Here is a 25,244-nt window from a genome sequence, read left to right as displayed (position 1 = left end):
GTGAAGACATTATTTGTAGCAGCGGAATGTGCACCCTTTTTTAAAACAGGAGGATTGGGTGATGTTGCGGGGGCTTTACCGAAAGCGTTGAAGGAAAAAGGCACGGATATAAAAGTTGTTTTACCATATTTTACAAAAATGCCGGATCGCTATAAAGAGCAACTGGAGGATCTATTTTCTTATGATGTCTATGTTGGTTGGCGCAAGCAGTATTGCGGTGTTAAATACTTGCGAATGAATGACATTGACTATTATTTCTTAGATAATCTCTATTACTTCAATCGGCCGGAATTGTACGGTTATTATGACGACGGGGAACGCTTTGCTTTTTATCAGCAAGCAGTCATCGAGTTGATGGAGAAAATTGAGTTTATTCCTGATGTGATGCATTTGAACGACTATCATACATCCTTTATACCGTTTTTACTAAAAGAAAAATATCGGTGGATTCAAAAATTCAATCAAATACGTACCGTTCTTACTATTCACAACATTGAATTTCAAGGGCAATACGATCGAGAAGTGCTGCATGATTTATTTGGTATAGGGAGTGAGCGGTATGATGATGGAACTATTCGCTTTAATGATTGTGTGAACTTTATGAAAGCTGGTATTCTTTATGCAGATCGTGTAACTACAGTGAGTCCATCTTATGCTGAAGAAATCAAAACGGCTGAGTTTGGAGCGGGCTTAGATGTTATTTTACGAATGGAAAGCGGGAAGCTGCATGGAATATTAAATGGTATTGATTACGATTCCTTTGATCCAGCAAAAGATCCAGCGATTTTTGCAAATTATGATGCAAAACAGCTTAATAAAAAAACGGAAAACAAGGTTCAACTGCAAAAATTATTAGATTTGCCGGTTCGTCCGGATGTGCCTTTGATTGGGATTGTTAGCCGATTAACTTATCAAAAAGGTTTTCATTTGCTCTTGCAAGAGATGGAGAATTTGATGCAATTTGATGTACAACTGGTTTTAATTGGAACTGGTGATCCTAATTTTGAAAACCAATTCGAATATTTTGGAGAAAAATTCTCGCATAAGACAAGTATTCATATTGCATTCGATGTAACTCTGGCACAAAAGGTTTACGCAGGGGCGGATATGTTTTTGATGCCCTCAGCTTTTGAGCCTTGTGGTTTATCGCAAATGATTTCTATGCGGTATGGTACGTTACCGATTGTGCATGAAATTGGTGGTCTAAGAGATACTGTCCAACCGTACAATCCGATTACAAACGAAGGAACAGGCTTTGGATTTAATATTTTTGAACCATTCTATTTAATGAACACGTTAAAACAAGCAATCGAGCTTTATCACGACCACCAAAACATTTGGCAAAAGATGATGAACGAAGCGATGTCGCGTGATTTTAGTTGGGATGGGTCTAGTCGTCAATATTTAGAACTATACAAACAAATGTAGGATTCGAAAAGCCAGAATCTAAGCCTCGAGCTATGGATTTTGGCTTTTTCTATCATAAATTTTGCTATAACAATAATTAAATCTTATTTATAAAAAGTGTAGGTTGGAGATGAAAAAAATGAACAAAACAGAATTTAAGCAATCATTCAGTCGCCGTTTGGCTGAAAAATTTGCGATGGGTGTCACAGATGCTTCGCCAAACGAACTTTATCAAACGTTGGGTTCATTAATGACTTCGGCATATTCACAAAATTGGCAGCAGACATGGAAAGACTATCGCGAAGCAGAGCAAAAGCAAGCTTATTATTTTTCTATTGAATTTTTGCCGGGAAAAATGTTAAAGAGTAATCTATTGAATATGGGCTGGCTAGATATGGTAACAGAGGGCTTAAGAGAGTTAGGCATCAATTTAGATGATTTGGCAGAAGTTGAACCTGATATGGCTCTAGGAAACGGCGGATTAGGTCGATTAGCCTCTTGCTTTATGGATTCGATTGCTTCAATGGGATTGCCAGGAAATGGTAATGGTATCCGATATAAATATGGACTTTTTAAGCAGCGTTTTGTTGATAATTATCAGGTAGAATTGCCGGATGAATGGCTTCAAAATGGAAATCTTTGGGAGGTACGCAAGGAAAGTAAAGCGGTGGACGTACGCATTGGCGGAGATGTATACATGAGCCATGATGAATTTGGTAATTTAAAGCCGAACTATCATGGCGGAATGATCTTACGAGCTGTTCCATACGATACAGGGATGGTTGGCTATCAGAATGGTACCGTTAATACAATGCGACTGTGGTCAGTAGAGATCTCACCAGAGGAAGAAGAGCGTTATCGTAGTATTGAAGATCGACGAGCAGTAGAAGATTTGACTTCAGTACTTTATCCTGATGATTCTAATGAAGCGGGAAGAAAACTACGTCTATCACAAGAATACTTTTTCGTTTCAGCAGGTGTACAGAGTATATTACGCTATTATAAGCAACTCAATAAGCCCATCGATGATATCAATCAATATATCGCAATTCATATCAACGATACGCACCCGTCGATGTGTGTTGCCGAATTCATGCGTCTTCTAGTTGATGAACAGGAATTAGGATGGGAACGGGCTTGGAATTTAACTCAGGAAGTGATGAGTTATACCAACCATACAATCATGGCTGAGGCCTTAGAAAAATGGTCGATTAACATGATGAAGAGTGTCTGTCCTAGAATCTATCAAATTATAGAAGAAATTGATAGGCGTTTTGTCGAGGAGATGACCGGTGTTCATGATTTTGATTTAATTCAAAGAACAAGAATTATTCAGAACAACCAGGTGCATATGGCCCATCTTGCGATTATTGGCTCTCATTCGACAAATGGTGTAGCCAAGTTACATTCGGATCTCTTAAAATCAGTTGTTCTGCACGATTTTTACCTGATTTATCCAGCACGTTTCAATAATAAAACAAATGGTATCGCGATGCGCCGTTGGACACAGTTAGCCAATCCTGCATTGAGTAAAGTACTTGATAAAACCATTGGAAACTCTTGGAGGAAAAAGCCAAGCGATCTACGTTTATTATTGAATTATGAGGAAGACGATCAAGTACTTGATATGTTGGACCAGGCAAAATTAGAGAATAAAGCACGTCTGGCTAACTATATTCAAGAGCATTATGGAATCAAAGTAAATACACATGCTATTTTTGATGTTCAAATCAAACGATTGCATGCCTATAAACGTCAATTATTAAATCTATTGCATATAATCAAATTGTACTTAGATTTAAAAGAAAATCCTGAATTACCAATTGAACCGCGAGTGTTCATTTTTGGAGCAAAGGCTGCGCCAAGTTATCATTACGCAAAATCCATTATCAAAGTGATAAATGAGACTGCACGTTTGATTAATCAAGACACGACGATAAACGATAAACTGAAAGTTGTATTTTTAGAAAATTATAATGTAAGTTTGGCGGAACGGATTATTCCAGCAGCAGATGTTAGTGAACAAATTTCTTTAGCATCAAAAGAAGCTTCAGGGACATCTAATATGAAGTTAATGTTGAATGGAGCGGTGACGATAGCGACTTTGGATGGTGCGAACGTTGAAATTCGAGATGCTGTTGGTGATGAGAATATTGCTATTTTTGGTTTGACTGAGTCTGAAGTTTATCAATATTATGAGAACAAAAATTATTCTTCCGCAGAAATTTATCGAGAGAATGCTGTCATACACAAAGTAGTTAAAACACTAATCGACGGAACTATTCCCAATATTTTTGCGGAAGGTCAAGAGATCTTTGATTCGCTGATCAAATATAATGATGAATTTTTTGTCTTACGTGATTTTGAAGATTACTGTTCAGCACAAGAATCAGTGAATCAAGCTTATCAAGAGAAACGTCGTTGGCTGCAAATAAGCTTACGTAACATTGCTAATGCAGGACGCTTTTCTTCAGACAATACGGTTCAACGCTATGCAGACGATATTTGGCAAATAGAGCCTGTATTTGCCCACGAAGACGATCGAGGTGTAACGCAACATGACTCATATTTACTTTAATCCATGGATAGAACGCTATAAGCAACCATTTGGAGCTGTTCAAGAAGGAACGATGGTCAAAATCTGGCTATCAGTTCCTGAGCAGCAAAAAACAAAAGTCTTTTTGATTGTACGAAAAGAAGGAAGTTCAGTGGGACAGAAAATATTTCCAATGGAACCTGCTTCAGAAGATCGCTTTCATTTTCAAACGATCATGGATCAAGAATGGGGACTATATTTTTATTATTTTAAAGTGGTACACGAATCGGAAGATTACGAAACGATCCAATACTATGGCTTCAATGATCAAGGCGGCGAAGGAAGAATCTACAGTTCGGAACAAGAAGTGGTGCCTTATCAGTTAACCTGCTATCAAAAACCAGAGATCGCTCCTAAATGGTATCGGAATGCTGTTTTTTATCAAATTTTCCCTGATCGATTTGCAAATGGAAATCCTGATCGAACAATCAATCAGCCAAAAAAGAATTCTTTCATTTATGCGACTGAAGAAGATGAACCGTTTTATATTAAAAATCAGAAGAATGAGATTGCTCGCTGGGACTTTTTTGGAGGGAACTTTAAAGGAATTCAAGAGAAAATTCCTTATTTACAAGAACTGGGAATTACTGCTTTATATTTGAATCCGATTTTTGAGGCTACTTCTAATCATCGTTATGATACGAATGACTATTTCAAGGTAGATGGTGTTTTAGGTACTGAAGAAGATTTTCGTAGTTTAATAGCTGCTTTGCATACAGCTGGGATTGCTGTAGTGTTAGATGGAGTGTTTTCTCACGTAGGTAAAGATAGCCGTTATTTTAATATCTCTGGTCTTTACGGCGAAAATACTGGAGCTGCGCGTGATCCGCAAAGTAAATATCACGATTGGTTTACGTTTAATCATTATCCTAATGACTATAAGTCTTGGTGGGGAGTGGCCGATCTACCAGAAGTACGCAAAGAAAACCCTAATTATCAGGAATTCATTTATGGTGATTTGGACAGTGTTTTGTCCAAATGGACCTCGATGGGGGTTGATGGCTGGCGTTTAGATGTTGCTGATGAATTGACAGATGATTTTATCGCTGGTATTCGAAAAAACCTTTTATCCTATCAAGAAAAAATTTTGATTGGCGAGGTATGGGAAGATGCATCAAATAAGATTGCATACGATACACGACGAAAATATGTTTTTGGAGATCACTTACAAGGAGTAATGAACTACCCATTACGTCAACAAATTTTAGATATCTTAAAACGAACACGCTCATTAAAGAATATCTGTGAGGAAATGATTCGATATCAAGAAAACTATCCAGCAGATTTCTATTATAATCAATTAAATAATATTGGGACTCATGACACTGAGCGCATTTTAACTATGCTCAATGGTTCTGTTGAGGCATTGGATCAGGCATGGGGACTAATGTTCATGATGCCTGGGATTCCTTGTGTGTATTATGGAGATGAAGCTGGATTGACGGGTGGTAAAGATCCTGATAATCGAAAATTTTTTCCTTGGCAATCCATTGATCATCGTTTATTTAAAAATTGTCAAAAGTGGATTAACCGGAGAAAAAAACACGATGTGCTAAAGCATGGACATTTTTTCCCTTTTTATTCTCAAAAGCAACAAATTTTCGGAATCATTCGCTATACCGAAGAAGCCTATGTAATCTATGCACTCAATTTATCAGATGAAGAGCAAAATTTAAATGTAGGAGAATTATCAAGCCCGCGTGCTTATCAAGGAGATTATGAAGTACTAGCGCGTATTTTGGATGGTGAAGTATTGGCTCCAAGAGGTAGCTTATTTGTGCATGATGCCGATTAATTCTGATGATTTTCTCTAGTTCTCCTGTTACTTAGGAATTTAAAAGCATTTTTTCAGCATTTATGCTAAACTATGCTATATCAGAACGATAAGGATGATATTATGCAAACTTACAGCAGAAAAAAGAGCCGTTTTCCTGCTTTTGATGATGAAGCAGGGGTTAAATTAGTACAAACCAATCAGCGTGTCTTATTTGATGGACAAGATGACTTAATTACAAGTTATCGTTTGGAAGCAAAAGATATTTTTGAGCGACCAATGCCAAAAGCTAAACGGACACGTCGTGTTAGCTTAGACGAGGAACCACGTAGAGAGCTAGATCATCATAAAGCAAACTTACCAATGTATCAGGGAGAGCGAAAAGAATCAAAAAAGGTAAAACTATTTGAGGAGCGTAAACCCAAAGAGGCGACTACGTCCAAGACAACGTTTAATACGCGAAATGGTCGCAGTGCAACACCTTTCTCACCAAAATTTGTTCCTTCTTCTTTGATTCCAGATGAACCAGCTGATGCTATTTCACCAAAAGAACTAATGCAGCGAATGGAAAAATCGCGGCAATCTTATATTTTGTTTGCGCCTGAAAATGAGCAGAAGCAACCGGCGATCGAAAGAAAAAATTCTCGTCAACGTTTAGATCGCTCATTACGAGGGATTATGCAAGAGGAAAGCTCTAGTATCGAAAATAGTAAATATTTTCATGAGTAAAGCAGAAGGTGCCGACAGGTATCCTTCTGTTGTTTTACGATGATAGGAGAGAAAAAAGAACATGAATCCATTTGAGGAAAAAATTGGCCAATTACGGGCGGGAGATATTGAGAAAATAGAAGTAACACGTGATGAATTTTTCTTGTTTCGAGAGGCGTGGATTAAACAAGAAGACAAAAAGTTTTTTCGTGGTATTGCAGGGTTAAAGGGAAATATCACGTACGTCTATGATACAACGATCGTGTAAACTATTGACTTTTTCATTTTAGCCCGCTATCATGAGAAAAGATTCTGCGGTGATGTTGGAATTGGCAGACAAGCATGACTAAGGATCATGTGAGAGCGATCTCGTGTGGGTTCGAGTCCCATTCGCCGCACTTGGATGTACCGATTATGGTGCATCTTTTTTTTTGAGGAATAAAACAGCAGAAATACGTTTGCATTTTATCTTTCGGCTGAAAACCTTTTGTGTATTTAGATCGCAAGAGTTGCTTGTCAACTAGTCATCAGATAAAATTAACTTATTAAAATGTGAATTCGCATATTTTGGAGGAAGTGGCAATGGAAGCGATTGGTCAAGTCTTAAAAGAGTTCAGAAAAGAACACGGCATGACACAAAAGGATCTTTCTGAAGGGATTTGTTCTCAAAGTGTCTTGAGTCGAATTGAAAATAATGAAGAGATTCCTAATATTATCGTGATTCAGCAATTATGTCATCGGCTGGGGATTACGATTGATCAATTGATGCTGGATTTCTTACCGGAAGAATTGTTCCTGCGTAAGTATTTCAATAAAATGTTTATGTATTTGCGTATCGGAAAGTATCTAGAGATTCGAACGACATTGGATTATCTAGATGAACGACAAATTACTCACTTAGATAAAGATCGCCAGTTAGCCTACTTTTTTAAAGGTGTTTGTGCTTATTTTATCGATGAGGCTCCAGAAAAAGCATTAGAGCAAATTGTTCAGGGGCTTTCAATCTGTGTATCAAAAAAATATACTGGCTATTTTGACAGTAAAATTTTGCTTTTAAGTTTTGCTGGAAAAATGAATTCTGTGCTTGGGCGAGTGAATGAAGCACAAAGCTACTACAACCAAAGTTTTGAACTATTTCAAACGATGATGGCTGATTATTCAGAGCGAAGTGAATTGAGTAATCTTTTTGTAAATTATGGTACTTTTTTGGTTAAGCAAGAGCGTTTGGATTTGGCTGAGAAAGTTGTTGATATGGGATTGAAGTGGAATCGTCAACAATGCAGTTATTATAAATTAAGAGAACTTTTAGAATTAAAAATACGGATGTTAGAAGCTCGAGATGAGCTTCATACAGTGATCAACTATCGAAAAATGCTGCGAGCGATTGAAAAAATAAAAGATTTATAGAATGGTCTACACCATTCTTGACTTATTATGAATTCAGGAGTAACTTTAAAGTACTAAGACAAAAAGGGAGAGCTCACAATGAAAACATTTATTTATGCTGACAAATTCTTTTTAAACTCTGGTGTTAAAGGTGCAGGTTATTTAGATGTCACTGCTGGCATTTTTGGGACATATACGAAAGAAAAACCAGAAGGAGCAGAAATAATCGACCAATCTGGAAAATGGATTGCTCCTGGTTTAGTTGATACTCACATACATGGCTATAAGAATCACGATGTAATGGACAATGATGCTGAAGGAATTAAAGTTATGTCTGAAGGTCTGCTGTCATGTGGTGTTACTAGTTTTCTACCCACAACTTTGACATCTTCAAAAGAACATTTGAAAGATGTTGCTGAAACAATCGGTAAGGTTTATCAAGAGGTTGATGGGGCAAAAATTCAAGGGATTTATTTCGAAGGACCATTCTTTACTGAAGAGCATAAAGGTGCACAAAATCCTAGTTATTTTGGTGATCCAGATTTGGATACTTTCCATGAATGGCAAGAAGCATCAGGTGGTTTAATTAAAAAAATTGCTTTGGCTCCTGAACGTAAAGGGGTAAGAGAATTTGTTAAAACTGTGACTGATGAAGGTGTTGTTGTTTCGCTTGGACATTCTAACGCTACAATAGAAGAAGCCCAAGAGGCGGTGGAAGCTGGTGCAAGCGTCTTTGTACATGCTTATAATGGTATGCGCGGATTTAATCATCGTGAACCTGGCATGGTTGGTGCTTTGTTAACTTTACAGCATGTGTTTTCTGAATTGATTTGCGATGGTCATCATGTACATCCACAGGCTGCTGAAGTATTGATGGAAAAAGCGGGTCATGATCATGTTGCGTTGATTACTGATTGCATGATGGCAGGCGGTATGCCAGAAGGAAATTACAATTTAGGGGAATTTCCAGTAGTTGTGAAGGAAGGAACTGCACGACTTGAATCGGGGAACTTGGCTGGAAGTATTTTAAAACTAAAAGAAGCAATCAAAAATGTTGTTGAATGGGAGATTGCAACGCCAGAGCAAGCAATTATGATGGCATCATATGTACCAGCTGTCAGCTGTAATATTGATGATAAATGTGGTATGATCGCTGAAGGCCGCGCAGCTGATTTTATCGTCTTGGATTCTAATATGGATTTAGTTGCCACGTACCTTGATGGTGTTGAACGTTATCACGCTTAATTATTTTAATAAACTCGGTCTAGTTGGCCGAGTTTTTTGTTTTATACTAGTTTATTATGGTTAAATTTTTTTGAAAAATGTATAAAGGAAAGGAGAAAGTACGTGAAGTCAAATTCTGAACACAACTCGATAACAAGTAAAGACAGTTTTCTTAGGATTATTGATCTATTGAACGAGCTCGATATTCGTTATTGGATAGAAGGAGGCTGGGGTATTGACGTTCTCGTCGGAAAACAAACGAGACCTCATCGAGATATCGATATTGATTTTGATGCTGAAGAGGAGCAGTTGCTGCTTAATAAGTTGATCGAAATGGGCTACAAAATAATTACCGATCAACGGCCAACACGTGCAGAACTGTATCATCCTAATTATGGATACATTGATATCCATCCATTTATCATTAGTGATGCAGGTATAATGCAGCAAGCAAACCCCGAGGGTGGGTATTATGAACTGAATGCGGAGTGGTTTTCCAAAAGAATATTTGAGGGGCGGCAAATACCTTGTGTTTCTGTGGAAGGGCAAAGAATTTTTCATAGCGGCTATGACCTAAGAGCAGTAGACCATGCTGATTTAAAAGCTTTAAAAAGAGCCTTCCCGCAGGAGTTTGAATGCTAGCATGTGACATCTAAAAAATTATCATCGAAAGTAATTAATCACCGCTATTATTTAAATAAGCTTGTACTTCTTGATGACTGAGTTTTCTTACTTCTGTTTTAGAAAACTCTTCAAAGTATACGTGGCGATAGAGAGCGTAATGTTTTTTGGCATATTTTTTCTTGTTGTTTGCTAAGTATTCTGTAAAATCATCGTCATTAAGAAAAATCTTATAGGATTTTCGATTTGATTCACTGATGATTTCGTAAATTCCGCAGGGCATGTGGTATAAGTAATCGGCGGCTCGTAGATATAATTGTGCGATTTCTAAACTTTTAAATGGGAAATCAATTCTGCGCAGTTGGCGATTACTATCTTTTTGGATGCAGATACATCTGCCACAAGTACCGCAAATGTACTGGTCATGATTTTCTAAACACTCTCGTTTGCCAAGTAGTGGGGTTGCGCGATTGCTTACTGCGTAGCATTCGATACATACTTTCATAAAGCACCTCCTTATCTCTATTATCATTTCAAAAACTGGTATTTTCAATCACTTAATAGAAAAATCATCGTAATTTTTTTAAGCTGATGACATCTGTCGTTGGCTTTTTTTTAAGCTATGTTAAACTAAAAAGAGCATGAACAGTTTTTGAAAATGGGGGATATGGAATGGCTTATATTGACGTGATCGATGAAAGCAAACATTATAAAATGGGTGAAACGGTCATTAAAGCAAATGAAAAGATTAACTTTTCGATTGAGAAAGGTGAAGTTGCGGTAATCCTTGGACCAAGCGGAGCAGGAAAATCGACTGTGTTAAATATTTTAGGTGGAATGGATAGTTGTGATGAAGGGAAAATAATAGTGGATGGCACAGATATTGCTGCTTTCAATGACAAGGAACTAACTACATATCGGCGCAATGACGTCGGCTTTGTTTTCCAATTTTATAATTTAGTTCCTAACTTAACTGCGAAGGAGAATGTTGAGCTGGCTTCTCAAATCGTCACAGATGCCATGGAACCCGAAGAAGTATTACATTCTGTCGGATTAGGAGAACGGATGGATAATTTTCCTGCCCAATTATCTGGTGGAGAACAGCAGCGGGTTACGATTGCTCGTGCCTTGGCGAAAAGACCAAAGTTGTTATTGTGTGATGAGCCTACAGGTGCTCTGGATTTTGAGACGGGAAAACAGATTTTGAAAATATTGCAAGAGACAGCTAGAAAAAATGGAACAACCGTTGTAATCATCACACATAATTCAGCGATTGCGCCCATGGCTGATCGAGTGATTCGAATCAATGATGCTCGAGTACGTAGTGAAGAGTTGAATGAAAATCCTCAGTCAATTGAAGATATTCAATGGTAAGAGGTGATTAAAATGAGAAAAGCGATGCGACGTTCCAATTGGCGTGAAATTCGGCAATCAAAAACACGTTTTTTTTCAATTCTAGGCATTATTTTTTTGGGTGTCGCTTTTTATGTTGGCTTACGTGCTACAGGACCAGACATGCTGAAGACGGCCGCAAGCTATTACAAAAAGCAGAATTTAGCTGATATGCGTGTTGTTTCTTCCTTAGGAATTTCTGATAAGGACATTGGTATTATCCAAGAAATTGAAGGTGTAAAGGCGGAAGGCCGCTATTTTAAAGATATTAATCTTAGTAAAAAAAATCAGATTTTTCGAATATTCAGTTATGACACAAAACAATCAATGAACCGAGCAGTTGTTACGCAAGGACGACTACCTAGAAAACCGAACGAGATTGTTTTGGATGAGTTTGCCAGAAAAAAAGGCTATAAATTGAATCAAAACTTTGAATTTACAGCTGACGATCCTGATAAAGCATTTAACCGACAAAATTTTAAAATTGTCGGTTTTGTTAAAAGTCCGGAATTTATTGAAAATATCTCTCGTGGGAATACGATGATCGGAAAAGGCTCAATTGATTGCTTTGCTTTTGTTCTGCCAGATAATTTCACTCAGGCAGTGTATTCAGAGGCTTTAGTAGAATTTAGAAATTTGAAAAACAGTGAAGCCTATTCAAATCAGTATGAAAGAAAATTAAAGCAAAATAAAATGAAGTTGAAAAATCAATTAAAACAGAAAGCTACTGAGAGCTTGGCAGAAAGAAAAATAGAGCAGCAAGTGTTGCTTGATCAGGAGAAAGAAAAATTTCAGAAGCAAACAGCGCTAAATTTCAGTGGACTTTCCTCAGAGCAATTTTCAGAGCTAGCTGTGAGCCATCCTGAACTAGCAAAACAGCTGGGGACTATAGAGAAGCAACAGGAAAAAATCGATTCTCTAGCTGCTCCTCAGTATCATCTTTTTATCAGATCAGAGAACCCAGGCTATAGCGAATATGAGGATAATGCAAAACGGATTTCCTCGTTAGCCTCGGTTTTTCCGTGGATATTCTTTTTGATCGCTGCTTTAGTGACCTTGACCACGATGACTAGAATGGTCGAGGAAAAACGAAATGAACTTGGGACATTTAAGGCTTTAGGCTATCGCAATGGAGAAATTGCTGAAAAGTTTTTACTCTATGCTACATTGGCAGGTGGACTTGGAACATTGCTAGGTCTTGCAGTCGGTTTTTATTTACTGCCAATAATCATCTTTAATGCTTACGGACAGTTGTATAATATAGAAAACGTTGTGACACCGTGGTATTTAAATTATGCTTTAATTGCTTTGGCAGTATCATTAGTGTGTTCTGTGGGTTCGGCTTGGATTGTCTTGCGTTACGACTTACAAACAACACCGGCTATTTTAATGCAGCCCAGAGCGCCTAAAAATGGTAAACGAATCTTTTTAGAACGACTGACTTTTATATGGGGCCGACTTTCTTTTAGTCAAAAAGTTACATTGCGTAATTTATTTCGTTACAAACAACGGATGTTGATGACTGTGATTGGAATCGCTGGCTGCATGTCGATGATTATTACTGGATTTGGTCTGCGCGATTCGATTGGCGAGATTGTTACGCTGCAATTTGACAAGCTCTGGCACTATCAAGGCACAACTGTTTTTAAAGCAGTCCCTTCGGCTAAAGAAGAAGAGACGTACGTAAGTGAATTAAACACTTTTTCGAATTATCAGGATCACTTGTTTGTTTCTATAGAAGCTTTTACCGCCCAAAAAGCAGATGTTTCAAAACAAGAAATTAGTCTTTCTGTACCTAAAGAAATTAATCGGCTGGATACGTTCTTATCATTTAGAAATCGTAAAACGGGGAAAATTTATTCGTTGGATGATAAAGGCGTTATCATAAACGAAAAATTGGCTAAGCTATTTGATTTAAGAAAAGGAAGTAATTTAGAAATCAAATCGGTTTCAGGAAATACGTATTCGGTAAAAGTTGCTTCAATCGCAGAGAACTACGTAGGTCATTTTATTTATATGACACCAACTTATTATCAAAAAATTTTTAATAACCAACCAAAATACAACACCGATCTCTTGCTTTTCAGCAATGAACCGAGTAAGCGTATTGAAGATCAGATGGCAAAGCAACTAATGGAGAATCCAGATATTTCTAATGTAAGCTTTATGTCGAAGTCAAAAAATGCATTGAAGGATACTGTCAAGAGTCTCAATATCATTATGTGGGTGCTAATTGTATCAGCGGGATTATTGGCTTTTATTGTGTTGTACAATTTGACTAATATCAATATTTCAGAACGAATTAGAGAATTGTCTACGATTAAGGTACTGGGCTTTTATGATAATGAAGTGATTCGCTATGTTTATCGTGAAAATATTTTGTTAACTTTGATGGGAATTCTCTTGGGCCTATTTCTTGGGAAAATCGAACATAGATACATTTTACAGACGGTTGAGTTAGATATGACGATGTTTTCACCAGATATTCAGCCGCTTAGCTATATTTACGCGAGTATGATCACTTTGTTTTTTACGCTGATTGTCGGTATCATCATGTATTTCCGATTAAAGAAAATAGATATGATTGAAGCATTGAAGGCGAATGATTAAAAGAACAAAAAGGAGCAATCTCATTTTTGATGAGACTGCTCCTTTATTTGTTTACGTACATCGTATAACATTTTATTTAAATCTGCTTCTTTTTTGCGCAACTCAACTAGATCCTCTTTGATCTGCTTTTCTTTTTCATCTGTCTGAGGAGAAATGACTCCATTCAACGAGATGCCAATGATTGTTCCAATAAACGTATCCAATACTCGATTCAATGCGTAAAGAAAGGATTCGCCTTGTGGAATACTCAAGGCAATCAAAAGCATGGTAGCAATTGCTGAAATAATTCCAGAATTATTATTAAGTCCATCAGAAATTACGATTACTAAAATTACAAATAAAGGCAACACGAATAGTTCTACGAAAAAATCATTTTTGAAAAATGCTTGGACATAGTAAAAAATTAACGCCAGCAACCCGCCTAGCGAGTTTCCTAATACTCGTGAACGGCCAAAGGAAATACTAGTCGTCAAATCCTGCCGCAAAGAAAAGACGGCAGCTAATGCAGCGATTAAAGGTGATCCACGGTCGGTCACATGGAATAATAAAATGCACAGCAGCACGGCCAGTGCAGTTTTCATCGTTCGCATGCCCAGACGAAAACGACCAATTTGCAATTTTTCTCCCTCTTTCTTTTCTTTATATATAATAGTTTAGCGGAAGTTTGACAAAAAAACAAAAGGCATTACTTAAGTAACACCTCTTGTCAAAAATTTTCTATTGTTGGTACCAAATTTTCTGCATTTGATCTAGAATCTCAATCACGTCTTTCGTATAGAAGAGCGATTTATTAGGGAGAGTCCCCTTAATCATTTTCACCATATTTTCGATTTCATAATTCATAGCATTTCCTGTGAAGCCAGATTCAATCAATTCTTTAGTTCCATCATTGAAGAGTAATTCGGCTTTATCTGCTCTAGGATAGTCATCGATGGTTAAATAACCATTTTCAAAAGCGACGATACCTTTTTTCGGCATTTTTGCTTGAAAAGTCAGACTAACAGCAGCCAGTTCATTCCTTTGATTTTGTAAAATTGTTACTGATTGCTCATCGACTCCAGTTGCAAAAGGAACCATTTTTGAAGCAACAACTTCTGGTTGCTCAGACAAGAACCAGCGAGCAAAAGACACTGCGTAGGTTCCGATATCAAGCAAAGCTCCTCCGGCCAGTTCAGGATTAAAGAAACGGTTTGTTGGATCAGGATCTTTATAGCTACCAAAGGGGGCTTGGATCATTTTCAACTTTCCTAGTCGACCGCTATCCATTAAAGCATGGAGTTCTTGGTATAAAGGCATATTAAAAATCGTCATAGCTTCAGCTACTACTAATTGTTTTTGTTCAGCTAGTTCGATGACTTCCTGCAACTCTGATAAATTCATGGTGATTGCTTTTTCGCACAGAACATGTTTGCCGGCTTGTAACGCTAGCATGATATGTTCATGATGCTGGCGATTTGGGACAGCGATATATATAATTGAAACATCATCATCAGCCAATAACTCATCGTAGCTGCCATATGCCTTTGGTAGATTATATAGTTTCGCAAAATCCTCCGCCTTTTGTTGGCTGCGTGAAGCACAGGCGGTTAAATTGCTTGTTGTTTGGTCAAAATTTTTCGCAAAATCATGAGCGATTCCCCCCAGCCCAACAATTCCCCATTGTAAGTCTGTCATAACGTTCCTCCTTAATTTGAAGTTCAAACATTTATTTTTCGGCTTAATCAATCACTATGAATAAGAGATCAAGTAGAAGCTTCATTGAAAGTATAGCAGTAAATATTAAAATATTTCAATCGATTTGCCAAAGGACTGTATTTTTTCTAAAAATTCAGTAGAATAAGAGAGGAGGGATTTTTTCGTGAATAAAATATATTTAGATTTAGTAATGAGCGCAATTTTTGAACAATTTCATACAGAACAAGATTTTTATCAAGATTATTTAGGCGTCAATGAAATTCAATGGCAACAGTGGAAGGCCGGTCAAAATAATTTAACTCCTGAAGCCAATCAAAAGATTAAGAATCTATTTAGCGATTATGAATGGATGTTGAGTCAAAAAGTTATTCGTCAAACCTTTTTGTTCCCGGAAAAGCGTCCAACAGCGGTTGCAGAATATCGTGAGATGAAAACGATCGTTGCTCAGAAATGGATCGCCAGCGGCTTAGCTCAAGTTGAGATGATTCCTTTTAAGAATAAAAATGAAGAGGAAAACCACGACTATATCGACCTGCGAGTAACCATTGATTACAATAATTGGGGATATAGTGATATACTAAGTTTTCGTTTGCCGGCCCATATCCAAAATCAAATTGCCAGCGCACATAAAAAGACCGCGTTACTTGATTGGGTAAACGAAAATCTTACAGAGACATATACGTCATTGGACGATTAATGAGAGGATTTTTAATTTGAAGAAAACTGTAGGACTACTTTCAGTCATTATCATGTTTGGAATGACCGCCTATTCGCTTTTTTATAGTGCACCTGCAGAATCAGATGCGAAGAAAGCAACAGCAACTACCTATTCATTCGAAAATAACAAGACAACTGCAAAAAAGAAGAATGCTGTACAAAAGGCGTTGCCTGATTCTAATGCAAAAGATTGGAATCTTGTTTTAGTCGGACCAAAAAATAAAATTGAAAATGAAGTTGCTGAAAGCCAGTTAACTACGCTGTCAGATAACAGCCATCAGGTCGACAGTCGAATAGCCGCAGACTACGAGGCATTTTCGGAAGCAGCAACGAAAGCTGGATTCCCTTTAGTAATCATTTCAGCTTTCCGCTCGGTCGATTCGCAAAAGGAAGTTTTTAATACAAATGTGAATGGATTGGTCAGCGGAAATGGGATGACCGAACAAGATGCGATTTCAAAAACGAAAGAGACTATTACAGAACCTGGATATAGCGAACACCATACTGGACTTGCTGTTGATATCGTGGATCAAGATTGGTATAACACTTATTCGACACAAGTATTGGATGCTTCTTACGGTGGTCAGCCTGGAGCAAACTGGATTGAAGAAAATGCGCCAAAATATGGGTTTATCATTCGCTACCCCAAAGATCGGCAGGATATAACTGGTATAACTTATGAGCCATGGCATATCCGGTACGTTGGTAAGGAAAATGCTGAATATATTACCAAACATGATCTGACGCTAGAAGAGTTTTTGAAACAGTTGTCAGCTAAGTAAGGAGTTACTATGCCTAAAAAAACATATAAAAAACGAAAGACCAAAATTTCGATCCCGCTTATTTTCGCGGGAATCTTAGTGATTGGGTTAGCTTTCGTTTTTTCTTTACATACATTATCTGATTTTGGAGTTGAAAATGAACAAGGAGAGGAAACACTTTCCCGTCAAGAGTTTATTGACAAACTTGCTCCACACGCGAAGGAATTGCAACAAGGATACGGCGTTTTACCTAGTATTATTCTCGGACAAGCCATCTTGGAATCTAATTGGGGACAATCACAGCTTGCCAGCCAATATAAAAACCTTTTTGGCATCAAAGCTTCGGGAAATCAGCCTAAAGTCAGCCTCGAGACAAAGGAGTATATGAATGAGCAATGGATTACTATCCAAGGGGAGTTCAAAGTATACAATTCTTGGAATGAATCTTTAGACGATCATACGATGCTTTTTGTCAATGGGACGAATTGGGATCCTAAGCTTTATGCAGGGGTCTTAACGGCTACTGATTATCGCCAGGCAGCACAAGCTCTGCAAACAGCGGGATATGCCACGGACCCTGATTATGCGAACAAAATCATAAGTGTCATTGAAACATATAATTTGGAACAGTACGATCATTCATAGTAAACTCAACATAGGAAGTTGATAGGGAGATGAATTTGAATGGCAGATAATTACGTACCTGAAATTATGACTGAATTGCGACAAGATATTGTTCGTGTACCAAAAGTCATCCAAAACGCAACAGGAATCAGTATTTTTGGTAAAAGGATTCGTTCGATAATTTTTACGACGGACATCGCAATTATTCGAAATACAGATGCAGATGCAGTGATTGCTGTATATCCATTTACTCCGCACCCGGCAATTACTAAAAGTATTATTGAAGCAGCTGACATTCCAGTATTTTCAGGTGTCGCCGGAGGACTAACACACGGATCACGTTCAGCATATATGGGAATGTTTGCAGAATCTCAGGGAAGTCTAGGTGTTGTAGTAAACGGACCAACTCCAGTAGAGACGATCCAGGCTATTTATGATGTGGTTGATGTGCCTGTGATTGCGACAGTTACATCAAAGTACTCGAAGATTGAAGAAAAGCTGGCCGCTGGTGTTGATATAATCAACATAAGTGCTGGAAAAGACACTGTTCAAGCTGTGAAATACTTTAGAGAAGCATATCCAGAACTTCCGATCATTGCTACTGGCGGTCCAGATGAAGAAACGATCGAAGCGACGATTGCAGCAGGGGCTAATGCGATAACCTATACACCGCCCTCAAATGGTGTATTGTTTAGCAAGAAGATGGAAAAATATCGTAAAATGGAATACGATGAGGAACATCAATAGAAAAGACGCTGAAAACTACTCTGGTTTTCAGCGTCTTTTTAGCTTCATTTAAGTTAGGATTGAGACACTCACCTTAATATAAGCTAGTAAATGAGGTGAAAAAAATCAAACGCTTAGTAAAATGGATACTCACAATTATCATACTTTTTGGTAGCAGTATTATCTTTTTTTCTCAAAATAAACGATTGCACGCAGATAGTAGCGAAGTGAATAAGGAGGAGCAGACAGAAATTTTAACGGTTGATAATGAAAACACGAAAACAAAGCTCATAGATGTTCCGATCGAAAATCAAAATTCAGGGATATTCCCTTTAGAAAATGGCTGTGAAATCACCGCGCTATCAATGTTGCTAAATTATTATGATTATGGAACCAATAAAAATGATTTAGCGGAATTGTTGAACTATGTACCTGTTTATGAAAATGAAGCGGAAGAAATTCGAGGGAATCCTCACGAAGGATTTGTTGGAAATATTTACACGGGCTATGAGGCAATGGGCGTAGCTGTGGAACCAATTGCCGAGGTTGCAGAAAAAATAGTTTCAAAAAAGCAAAGTGTTGTTGCTAGCAGCAACACTGAATTTACTGATTTAGAAACTTTAATTCGAAAGGGGACTCCCGTCTGGGTTATTACAACAGTAGACTTTAAAATTCCAACGGCCAAAGATTTTAGGACATGGGAAACAACTAGCGGTGATGTAACTGTTTCACCACTTTGCCATTCAGTCGTCATTGTTGGAGTAGACGATCAAAATGTTTATGTAAATGATCCCTATGGTTATAAAAATCGAATCGTTGATAAAGAAGATTTCGAAAACGTTTTTGATAAAATGGGAAGACAATCACTTTATTTAAAATAAGTTAAAAAAGGCACGGGAGTTACTCCGTGCCGCTATTTATGCAAAAATATGTTGGAAAGTTGGTAATAATTGATCGAAAGAAGTTAATTCAATATCGTGAATTTGTGATGTTCCTTTTGGTAATTGCCGATTACGATGGTTCAACCAAAGTGATTGCCAGCCAGCTCGTTTTGAACCGATTACATCGTTATTAAAGTTGTCACCAACGTATAAAGAACACTCAGGATTTAGATCAAACTGTTTTTTACCAAGGTCAAAAATCTCAACATCAGGTTTTTCATAACCTGTTGCTTGTGAAATAATAATATTGTCTTCGTTGACCCAATTCAATAACCCCAATTGTAAAATTTTTTTGTATTGGTGATCGGTTGGTCCGTTTGTGATGATGCTGATGGGCACTTTTTTGTCTTTTAAAAAATCTAGTGTTTTTTCAACTTCTTGGTGCATAGTGATAGCATCTAGTTCATCCTCATAAACATCTTGGAACATTAATGCCTCATTATCGGTGATGTGGGGATAATCCAAATCCTTCAAAGATTGGCTGATCCGATGGGATCGCATGAATTCTAATGTCCATTCTTGTGTAATGACCTTGTTAAAGTTTGCATCACTATGAACACGGAAACGAGTATAAAGCGGAAGCATATCTTCTTCACTTACTAAAGGAAATAAATTTTGAACAGCCTTGCGAAATGGTTCTTGTTGATCGTAAATAGTATCATCGATATCAAATACGACAGTTTCAATCAAAATAGACACGCCTTTCATTTTCAGCAAATTTTCAAATAATTACAGTAGCTATTTTAGTACAAAAAATCACACAAAAAAAGAGGTAAATCCTTGATTAGAAAAGGTTTTTAATACTAAAAAAGACAAACCGCAGTCTATCAATTTTCAGTTTTTTTAACTAAAAAAAGATTTCTTTTTGAATTCTAATCTATTATGATTAGAAGAAAGGATTGGAAGGATGGGGGAAGAAGAATGCGCAGAAAAAAAAGACAAGTAACGGATTTAGATTTAATCAAAAACTTTGTGAAAAAGACACAAGTTGTACGAATTGCATTAAATGGTGAGGAGTATCCTTATGTTGTACCAGTAAATTTTGGTTATGAATGGGCTGAGGAGAAACTAATACTTTTTGTTCATGGGGCAAATGATGGAAAAAAAGTATCGATGCTCCAAGAAAATCCTAAGGTTGCCATTGAGATGGATGGAAATCATAAATTAATAGAAGGCACGATGAATGCAGCCACTTATTCCTATGCATATCAAAGTTTAATTGGGTTTGGAAGAGCCGAATTAGTAGATGAGTTAGAGGAGAAGAGACGAGCTTTGCATCTTTTGATGGCACATGCAGCTGAAGACGCTCAATTTGACGAAATACCTGAAGGAATGTTAAAACGAACTGGTATTATCAAAATAACTTTAGCTTCGTATACAATGAAAGAAAACCTTCACCCAGAAAACAAATAAAAAAAGATTCAAAACCGATAAAAATTTCGGTTTTGAATCTTTTTTTATTTGTTACTTTTCTTTAGTCGATACTCCTCAAAATAGGCAGCATTGCCGTGACTTTGAATTTTGGCATAAATTCCCATCACTATCGCGCCGATTGTATTGGTTAAAAGATCTCCCATCGTATCCATCAAAGCAGCCCGTCCTACTAATAACTTGCCTGCTGACGTAGCATATCTTTGAAGGTTCATATCGGCAGCTGAATCGCAGAGAAACTCCCAAAATTCCCAGAAGACACCACACACACCAGCAAATGCAAAACCAAAAAGTAGAAACAGCCATGGTGATGATTTACTGATATCTGCCTCTTTCATAAAGAAGCCAATCAAGCCATAACCTAATGCAGTTAGGACCATTGGGCTAACAGTATGCAAAATTTTGTCCCAAAAAGAAATAATCGAGATCATGTGCAAGGAAGTTCCTAAAAAGACGGAGATAATTAAAAAGAACCAATAAAAATAAATCACTTTTTCGGGTAAAATGATCTTGAACAATTTTTCAATTAGTTCTGGTAAAAATATCAACATAATACCAGCTAAACATTCGATTACAAAAATTATCCCTTGTTTTGTTGAATATTTGCCAATCGAAAATTCAAAAATATTATAGACCAGGCAAAGGGCCCCAAACACCAACAACGCAATCCGATATTTTTTATAAGTCACGGAAATCACTACCTTCTAAAAAAGATTTGATTTTTTGCAAAAGAGCCTCTTCATTACTGACGATAGTACCATTCAATTTGATCAGACCAACTGTATACAAATTAAGATAATGAAATTGATTTTCTGCAGGCGTCTGAAGTGCATCGATCTTTTGCTGATTATCTGCACCTTGTTGACGGGAATCGGTGTACAGAGCAATGATAGGAATTCCTTTTGCATAAGCGACACCGATTTCTGATGCAACACCTGCATCAATTGTCAGACCATCTAATAGAGCGATCATCAAATCACTCTTTAAAACTTCCTCGGTATCCGCAAGAGCAATCATCTTACTGTCAGCGTAGGCAGTTTTATCATTGATGCCTTCATTTTCCTGTGGTAGGTAAATTGTCAGGTCTGCATCAAGTTCACGGATTTTTTTTACTAAATATTGATTATAAAATAAGTCACTTTGTGCAAATAACGGTGCGGCAAAATAAATATGTTTAGAAGTAGTCACTAAAATAAGCCTCCATATCTGGTATTGTTGTTTCTAATAATTCAATTGCTTTTTTGTCAGCATCCAGCCGTTCGATACGAGCAAGATAAGCAGGACGACGGTAATTCATCAACATACAGGTCAATGTTTGAATGTTCAGTCGGATTCTTTTGCCATTAGGTTGATCGCTAATCTTCAATTTGCCAGTATCATCCCAATTAAGTGCGAATAGTCCATTATTCCACTCAGCAATAGGATCATCGACTTCAAAATAAAAGGGTTCTACAGATTTTTCAAAGGGATACTCTAATAGGAACTCTTTCACATCAACAATTCGTGCCATAAAAAAAGGAGCAATGGTTTCTGTGATCTCGCTGTCATCAAGTAAGAAGGAGAGCGGTTCGTTTTTGAAAATATCTCCTTTGACCCAATATACCATTGAGAAGTGAGCACTAATAAAATTCCATAAACCGTTTCGTGCCTCTTGATTTAAATAAAACATTTCCTTAATATGAAAAATTTCATCTGATATCCAGTAAAAAAGCACGCCTGTCGGCTTCTTGTTGACATCATAGTAAATGGCTGCGATTCGCTCTTCCTCGTTTTCGAAACGCCAGTATTCTTCCCAGTTCAATTCTTTGCGAATCATTGCTCCATGATTATTTAAAGCAAATTCGTGATACACTTGGTAAACATCAGGATCATCGACTTCCTTACGTTCAACAACGCCTGGAAGATCAACTTGCTTAGGCAATTGTGTATCCTTGATTTTGAAGCTGAGCTTATCCGACATGATTTCCCAGCCTTTGCGACGATAATATGGGATGTTGTAAGGGGACAAGTAGGAAATCCATTGACGGTCTTCACGCATCTGGATCAAGGCCTTCTCAATCAAGTCCTTCATTAGTCCATGGTTGGCATATTCAGGATAAGTCCCAACCCCAGTTACACCTCCCATTTGAAAAAGCTTCCCGTGAATATTTACTTCACAAGGGTAAATGGCAATCTGAGAAATCAAATTTTCATCGTGGAACCAACCAAAAACCTTAGATTGCTCCAGTACAGGTTTCTTCGCTCGAACCATTTCCCGCTTACTTTCGTATCCGCTGTTTTCGATATCACTTTCTGTTACTTGAAACACATAGCTGAGCAATTCGTCATATTGCGCTAAATGTTCCTCACCAACTGGCTTCAAGACTAATTGTTTCTTAAAGTCACTGTCCATTCTTTCATCTCCTGATTCTTGCTGTGAAATTATTGATCTTAGAAAAAATAAATCGGATTCTATTCTAATGGGCATTCGACAAAATATATTCTTATAAGACTACTCTTCATTTAAGAAAGTTTTTTTGGAAATGCACTTAATCATCAATACGCCCCCGTTTTACAAACGTGCTTGAGCAAGAGCAAAGTTGGCGGATTGAGCCCCGATTTTAGTTTACATCTTAAGTATAGCAAAAGCAGGATTATATTTCTCTTACCGACTTTGGGAAATAGGGGAAAAGACTTTTTTTCTATTAGAAACGTTGGTATAATTGACAGTGCTGATTAAAAGAAATGAGGAACTTTGATGAATATAGAAGAAATGAAGAAACGCCAAGGGATGATTCGAAATTTTTCGATCATTGCACATATCGATCACGGAAAATCTACGCTAGCTGACCGGATCTTAGAACAGACAAATACTGTAAGTTCCCGTGAAATGCAGGAACAGTTACTAGATTCAATGGATCTTGAACGTGAACGTGGAATCACAATTAAGCTAAATGCGGTAGAACTGCATTATACAGCCAATGATGGTCAAACTTATATTTTTCATTTGATTGACACACCAGGACATGTCGACTTTACTTATGAAGTTTCACGAAGCTTAGCTGCCTGTGAAGGTGCAGTATTAGTCGTTGATGCAGCTCAAGGAATAGAAGCACAAACATTAGCAAATGTCTATTTAGCTTTAGATAACGATTTAGAAATTTTGCCGGTTATCAATAAAATTGATTTGCCAGCTGCTGATCCAGAGCGAGTACGTAAGGAAATTGAAGACGTGATCGGTATTGATGCTGAAGATGCTGTTCTAGCAAGTGCAAAAACGGGTATTGGTATCAGCGAAATCTTAGAACAAATTGTAACAAATGTCCCAGCGCCAAGTGGAAAATTGGAAGCTCCGTTGAAGGCATTGATCTTCGACTCAGTTTATGATAGCTACCGAGGAGTCGTACTGAATGTTCGTATCACTGATGGTATTGTTCGCCCTGGTGACAAGATTCAATTAATGAGTAATGGTAAAACCTTCGATGTGACAGAAGTTGGAGTCTTTTCACCAAAAGCGGTACAGCGAGATTACTTGATGGTGGGGGACGTTGGATATATAACGGCTAGTATAAAGTCTGTCCAAGATACTCGTGTTGGGGATACTGTAACTCTTGCCAATAATCCAGCTGAAGAAGCGTTGGCCGGCTATCGTAAAATGAATCCAATGGTGTTCTGTGGATTGTATCCAATTGATACTTCTCGTTACAATGATTTGCGTGAAGCATTGGAAAAATTACAATTAAACGATGCGGCTTTACAGTTTGAACCGGAAACTTCTCAAGCTTTAGGCTTTGGTTTCCGTTGCGGATTTTTAGGGCTCCTGCACATGGATGTTGTGCAAGAACGTTTAGAACGTGAGTTCAATTTGGAGTTAATCACAACGGCACCGTCAGTTATCTATCATGTGAACTTAACTGATGGAACGCAATTAATTGTTGATAATCCGTCTGATTTCCCTGATCCATCAAAAATTCAGAACGTTGAAGAACCGTTTGTAAAAGCCAATATTATGGTTCCAAATGATTACGTTGGTGCCGTAATGGAGCTCTCACAACGCAAACGTGGTGAATTCATCACGATGGACTACTTAGATGATTACCGTGTGAATGTTGTTTACAATATCCCATTATCAGAAATTGTGTTTGATTTCTTTGATAAACTAAAATCTAGCACAAAGGGTTACGCATCATTGGATTATGAAATGGCTGATTACCGAGAAAGCCGTCTTGTTAAAATGGATATTCTGTTAAATGCTGAAAAAGTCGATGCATTAAGCTTTATTGTTCACCGTGAGTTTGCTCAAGAGCGCGGTCGTGCAATCGTTGATAAATTGAAAACCTTGATTCCGCGTCAACAATTCGAAGTGCCGATCCAGGCAACAATCGGTACTAAAATTGTTGCTCGTACTGATATCAAAGCTTTACGTAAAAATGTGTTGGCAAAATGTTACGGCGGGGATGTTTCTCGTAAGCGTAAGTTGCTGGAGAAACAAAAAGAAGGTAAGAAACGAATGAAACAAATTGGTTCAGTAGAGGTACCTCAAGAAGCCTTTATGGCCGTGTTGAAAATGGACGAGGACGAACCTAAGAAGAAATAGGCACGAATTATGCTTATTGTTTTGAGGCGTTGGATGAGAATGTCCTTCGCCTCAT

General features: G+C 37.5%; 24 protein-coding genes and 1 tRNA gene. 18 read left to right on the top strand and 7 right to left on the bottom strand.

From position 1 onward, the window contains the following. The 9 genes from glgA (at position 1) to IGI67_RS04010 (ending at position 9,737) form a co-directional block, all read left to right on the top strand. Positions 1 to 1,428: a glycogen synthase GlgA gene (gene glgA / locus IGI67_RS04050; protein ID WP_429956829.1), complete on the top strand. Its 1,428-nt coding sequence runs from the start codon at positions 1 to 3 to the stop codon at positions 1,426 to 1,428. A gap of 118 nt (positions 1,429 to 1,546) precedes the next feature. Continuing rightward, a complete protein-coding gene (locus tag IGI67_RS04045; RefSeq protein ID WP_429956828.1) occupies positions 1,547 to 3,985 on the top strand; it encodes a glycogen/starch/alpha-glucan phosphorylase in 2,439 nt (812 codons plus the stop codon). Continuing rightward, positions 3,966 to 5,798, top strand: a complete 1,833-nt coding sequence (locus tag IGI67_RS04040) for a glycoside hydrolase family 13 protein (protein WP_429956827.1) — start codon at positions 3,966 to 3,968, stop codon at positions 5,796 to 5,798. Before IGI67_RS04045 ends, IGI67_RS04040 begins: the two co-directional genes overlap by 20 nt. Positions 5,799 to 5,900: 102 nt before the next feature. After that, positions 5,901 to 6,506 (top strand): hypothetical protein, encoded by a 606-nt coding sequence (locus tag IGI67_RS04035; RefSeq protein WP_429956826.1) that lies wholly within the window; start codon positions 5,901 to 5,903, stop codon positions 6,504 to 6,506. 61 nt (positions 6,507 to 6,567) lie between these two features. Next, the gene (locus IGI67_RS04030; RefSeq protein ID WP_207106663.1) at positions 6,568 to 6,753 is read left to right on the top strand and encodes a hypothetical protein; all 186 of its coding nucleotides are present in this window, start codon (positions 6,568 to 6,570) and stop codon (positions 6,751 to 6,753) included. Positions 6,754 to 6,799: 46 nt separating this feature from the next. After that, positions 6,800 to 6,883 (top strand) — tRNA-Leu (locus IGI67_RS04025). 184 nt (positions 6,884 to 7,067) lie between these two features. Then, positions 7,068 to 7,892, top strand: coding sequence for a helix-turn-helix domain-containing protein (locus tag IGI67_RS04020; protein ID WP_429956825.1), 825 nt, complete (start codon positions 7,068 to 7,070; stop codon positions 7,890 to 7,892). A 78-nt stretch (positions 7,893 to 7,970) separates the two neighbouring features. Further along, a complete protein-coding gene (gene nagA / locus IGI67_RS04015) occupies positions 7,971 to 9,116 on the top strand; it encodes an N-acetylglucosamine-6-phosphate deacetylase (protein WP_207106661.1) in 1,146 nt (381 codons plus the stop codon). 102 nt (positions 9,117 to 9,218) lie between these two features. Further along, on the top strand, positions 9,219 to 9,737 hold the full coding sequence (locus IGI67_RS04010; RefSeq protein ID WP_429956824.1) for a nucleotidyltransferase domain-containing protein: 519 nt from the start codon (positions 9,219 to 9,221) through the stop codon (positions 9,735 to 9,737). Between the two features lie 34 nt (positions 9,738 to 9,771). Here IGI67_RS04010 and IGI67_RS04005 read toward each other — a convergent pair whose 3' ends face one another. Beyond that, a complete protein-coding gene (locus IGI67_RS04005) occupies positions 9,772 to 10,221 on the bottom strand; it encodes a hypothetical protein (protein ID WP_429956823.1) in 450 nt (149 codons plus the stop codon). A 167-nt stretch (positions 10,222 to 10,388) separates the two neighbouring features. Here IGI67_RS04005 and IGI67_RS04000 point away from each other — a divergent pair, with 167 nt between their 5' ends. After that, positions 10,389 to 11,090 (top strand): ABC transporter ATP-binding protein, encoded by a 702-nt coding sequence (locus IGI67_RS04000; protein WP_207106658.1) that lies wholly within the window; start codon positions 10,389 to 10,391, stop codon positions 11,088 to 11,090. Between the two features lie 12 nt (positions 11,091 to 11,102). Then, on the top strand, positions 11,103 to 13,718 hold the full coding sequence (locus IGI67_RS03995; RefSeq protein ID WP_429956822.1) for an FtsX-like permease family protein: 2,616 nt from the start codon (positions 11,103 to 11,105) through the stop codon (positions 13,716 to 13,718). A 20-nt stretch (positions 13,719 to 13,738) separates the two neighbouring features. Here IGI67_RS03995 and IGI67_RS03990 read toward each other — a convergent pair whose 3' ends face one another. Continuing rightward, positions 13,739 to 14,335 (bottom strand): FUSC family protein, encoded by a 597-nt coding sequence (locus tag IGI67_RS03990; RefSeq protein WP_207106656.1) that lies wholly within the window; start codon positions 14,333 to 14,335, stop codon positions 13,739 to 13,741. A gap of 100 nt (positions 14,336 to 14,435) precedes the next feature. Continuing rightward, positions 14,436 to 15,392, bottom strand: a complete 957-nt coding sequence (locus IGI67_RS03985; RefSeq protein WP_429956821.1) for a Gfo/Idh/MocA family protein — start codon at positions 15,390 to 15,392, stop codon at positions 14,436 to 14,438. A gap of 184 nt (positions 15,393 to 15,576) precedes the next feature. Between IGI67_RS03985 and IGI67_RS03980 the strand changes: the two genes are divergently transcribed. The 5 genes from IGI67_RS03980 (at position 15,577) to IGI67_RS03960 (ending at position 19,122) form a co-directional block, all read left to right on the top strand. Next, positions 15,577 to 16,110, top strand: a complete 534-nt coding sequence (locus IGI67_RS03980) for a hypothetical protein (RefSeq protein ID WP_207106654.1) — start codon at positions 15,577 to 15,579, stop codon at positions 16,108 to 16,110. 52 nt (positions 16,111 to 16,162) lie between these two features. After that, positions 16,163 to 16,912: a M15 family metallopeptidase gene (locus tag IGI67_RS03975; RefSeq protein ID WP_429958605.1), complete on the top strand. Its 750-nt coding sequence runs from the start codon at positions 16,163 to 16,165 to the stop codon at positions 16,910 to 16,912. 9 nt (positions 16,913 to 16,921) lie between these two features. Then, entirely contained in the window at positions 16,922 to 17,536 is a 615-nt protein-coding gene (locus IGI67_RS03970) for a glycoside hydrolase family 73 protein (RefSeq protein ID WP_429956820.1), read from the top strand. Positions 17,537 to 17,575: 39 nt separating this feature from the next. Continuing rightward, a complete protein-coding gene (locus IGI67_RS03965) occupies positions 17,576 to 18,262 on the top strand; it encodes a hydrolase (RefSeq protein ID WP_207106651.1) in 687 nt (228 codons plus the stop codon). A gap of 95 nt (positions 18,263 to 18,357) precedes the next feature. Continuing rightward, positions 18,358 to 19,122 carry a C39 family peptidase gene (locus IGI67_RS03960; RefSeq protein ID WP_429956819.1) on the top strand — a complete coding sequence of 255 codons (765 nt, stop codon included), beginning with the start codon at positions 18,358 to 18,360 and terminating at the stop codon, positions 19,120 to 19,122. A gap of 36 nt (positions 19,123 to 19,158) precedes the next feature. On the opposite strand, the gene IGI67_RS03955 is transcribed toward IGI67_RS03960, so the two are convergent. Beyond that, positions 19,159 to 19,890, bottom strand: coding sequence for an HAD family hydrolase (locus IGI67_RS03955; protein ID WP_207106650.1), 732 nt, complete (start codon positions 19,888 to 19,890; stop codon positions 19,159 to 19,161). A 213-nt stretch (positions 19,891 to 20,103) separates the two neighbouring features. Between IGI67_RS03955 and IGI67_RS03950 the strand changes: the two genes are divergently transcribed. Continuing rightward, positions 20,104 to 20,595, top strand: coding sequence for a pyridoxamine 5'-phosphate oxidase family protein (locus IGI67_RS03950; protein WP_429956818.1), 492 nt, complete (start codon positions 20,104 to 20,106; stop codon positions 20,593 to 20,595). 44 nt (positions 20,596 to 20,639) lie between these two features. Here IGI67_RS03950 and IGI67_RS03945 read toward each other — a convergent pair whose 3' ends face one another. Genes IGI67_RS03945 through IGI67_RS03935 form a run of 3 tightly spaced genes read right to left on the bottom strand, consistent with a single transcriptional unit; the run spans position 20,640 to position 23,005 of the window. Continuing rightward, entirely contained in the window at positions 20,640 to 21,302 is a 663-nt protein-coding gene (locus IGI67_RS03945) for a hypothetical protein (RefSeq protein WP_207106648.1), read from the bottom strand. After that, on the bottom strand, positions 21,292 to 21,801 hold the full coding sequence (locus tag IGI67_RS03940) for a nucleoside 2-deoxyribosyltransferase (RefSeq protein WP_207106647.1): 510 nt from the start codon (positions 21,799 to 21,801) through the stop codon (positions 21,292 to 21,294). Before IGI67_RS03940 ends, IGI67_RS03945 begins: the two co-directional genes overlap by 11 nt. After that, on the bottom strand, positions 21,788 to 23,005 hold the full coding sequence (locus IGI67_RS03935) for a GNAT family N-acetyltransferase (protein ID WP_429956817.1): 1,218 nt from the start codon (positions 23,003 to 23,005) through the stop codon (positions 21,788 to 21,790). The genes IGI67_RS03940 and IGI67_RS03935 overlap by 14 nt, the downstream gene beginning before the upstream one ends. A gap of 345 nt (positions 23,006 to 23,350) precedes the next feature. On the opposite strand from IGI67_RS03935, the gene lepA reads away from it, so the two are divergent. Then, complete coding sequence (gene lepA, locus IGI67_RS03930) at positions 23,351 to 25,189, top strand: translation elongation factor 4 (RefSeq protein WP_207106645.1); 1,839 nt, start codon at positions 23,351 to 23,353, stop codon at positions 25,187 to 25,189. Positions 25,190 to 25,244: the final 55 nt, after the last annotated feature.

The organism is Enterococcus sp. AZ196 (assembly GCF_050498845.1).
In the GTDB taxonomy this organism is placed as follows: domain Bacteria; phylum Bacillota; class Bacilli; order Lactobacillales; family Enterococcaceae; genus Enterococcus_A; species Enterococcus_A murrayae.
This window is presented reverse-complemented; position numbering and strand designations above follow the sequence as displayed.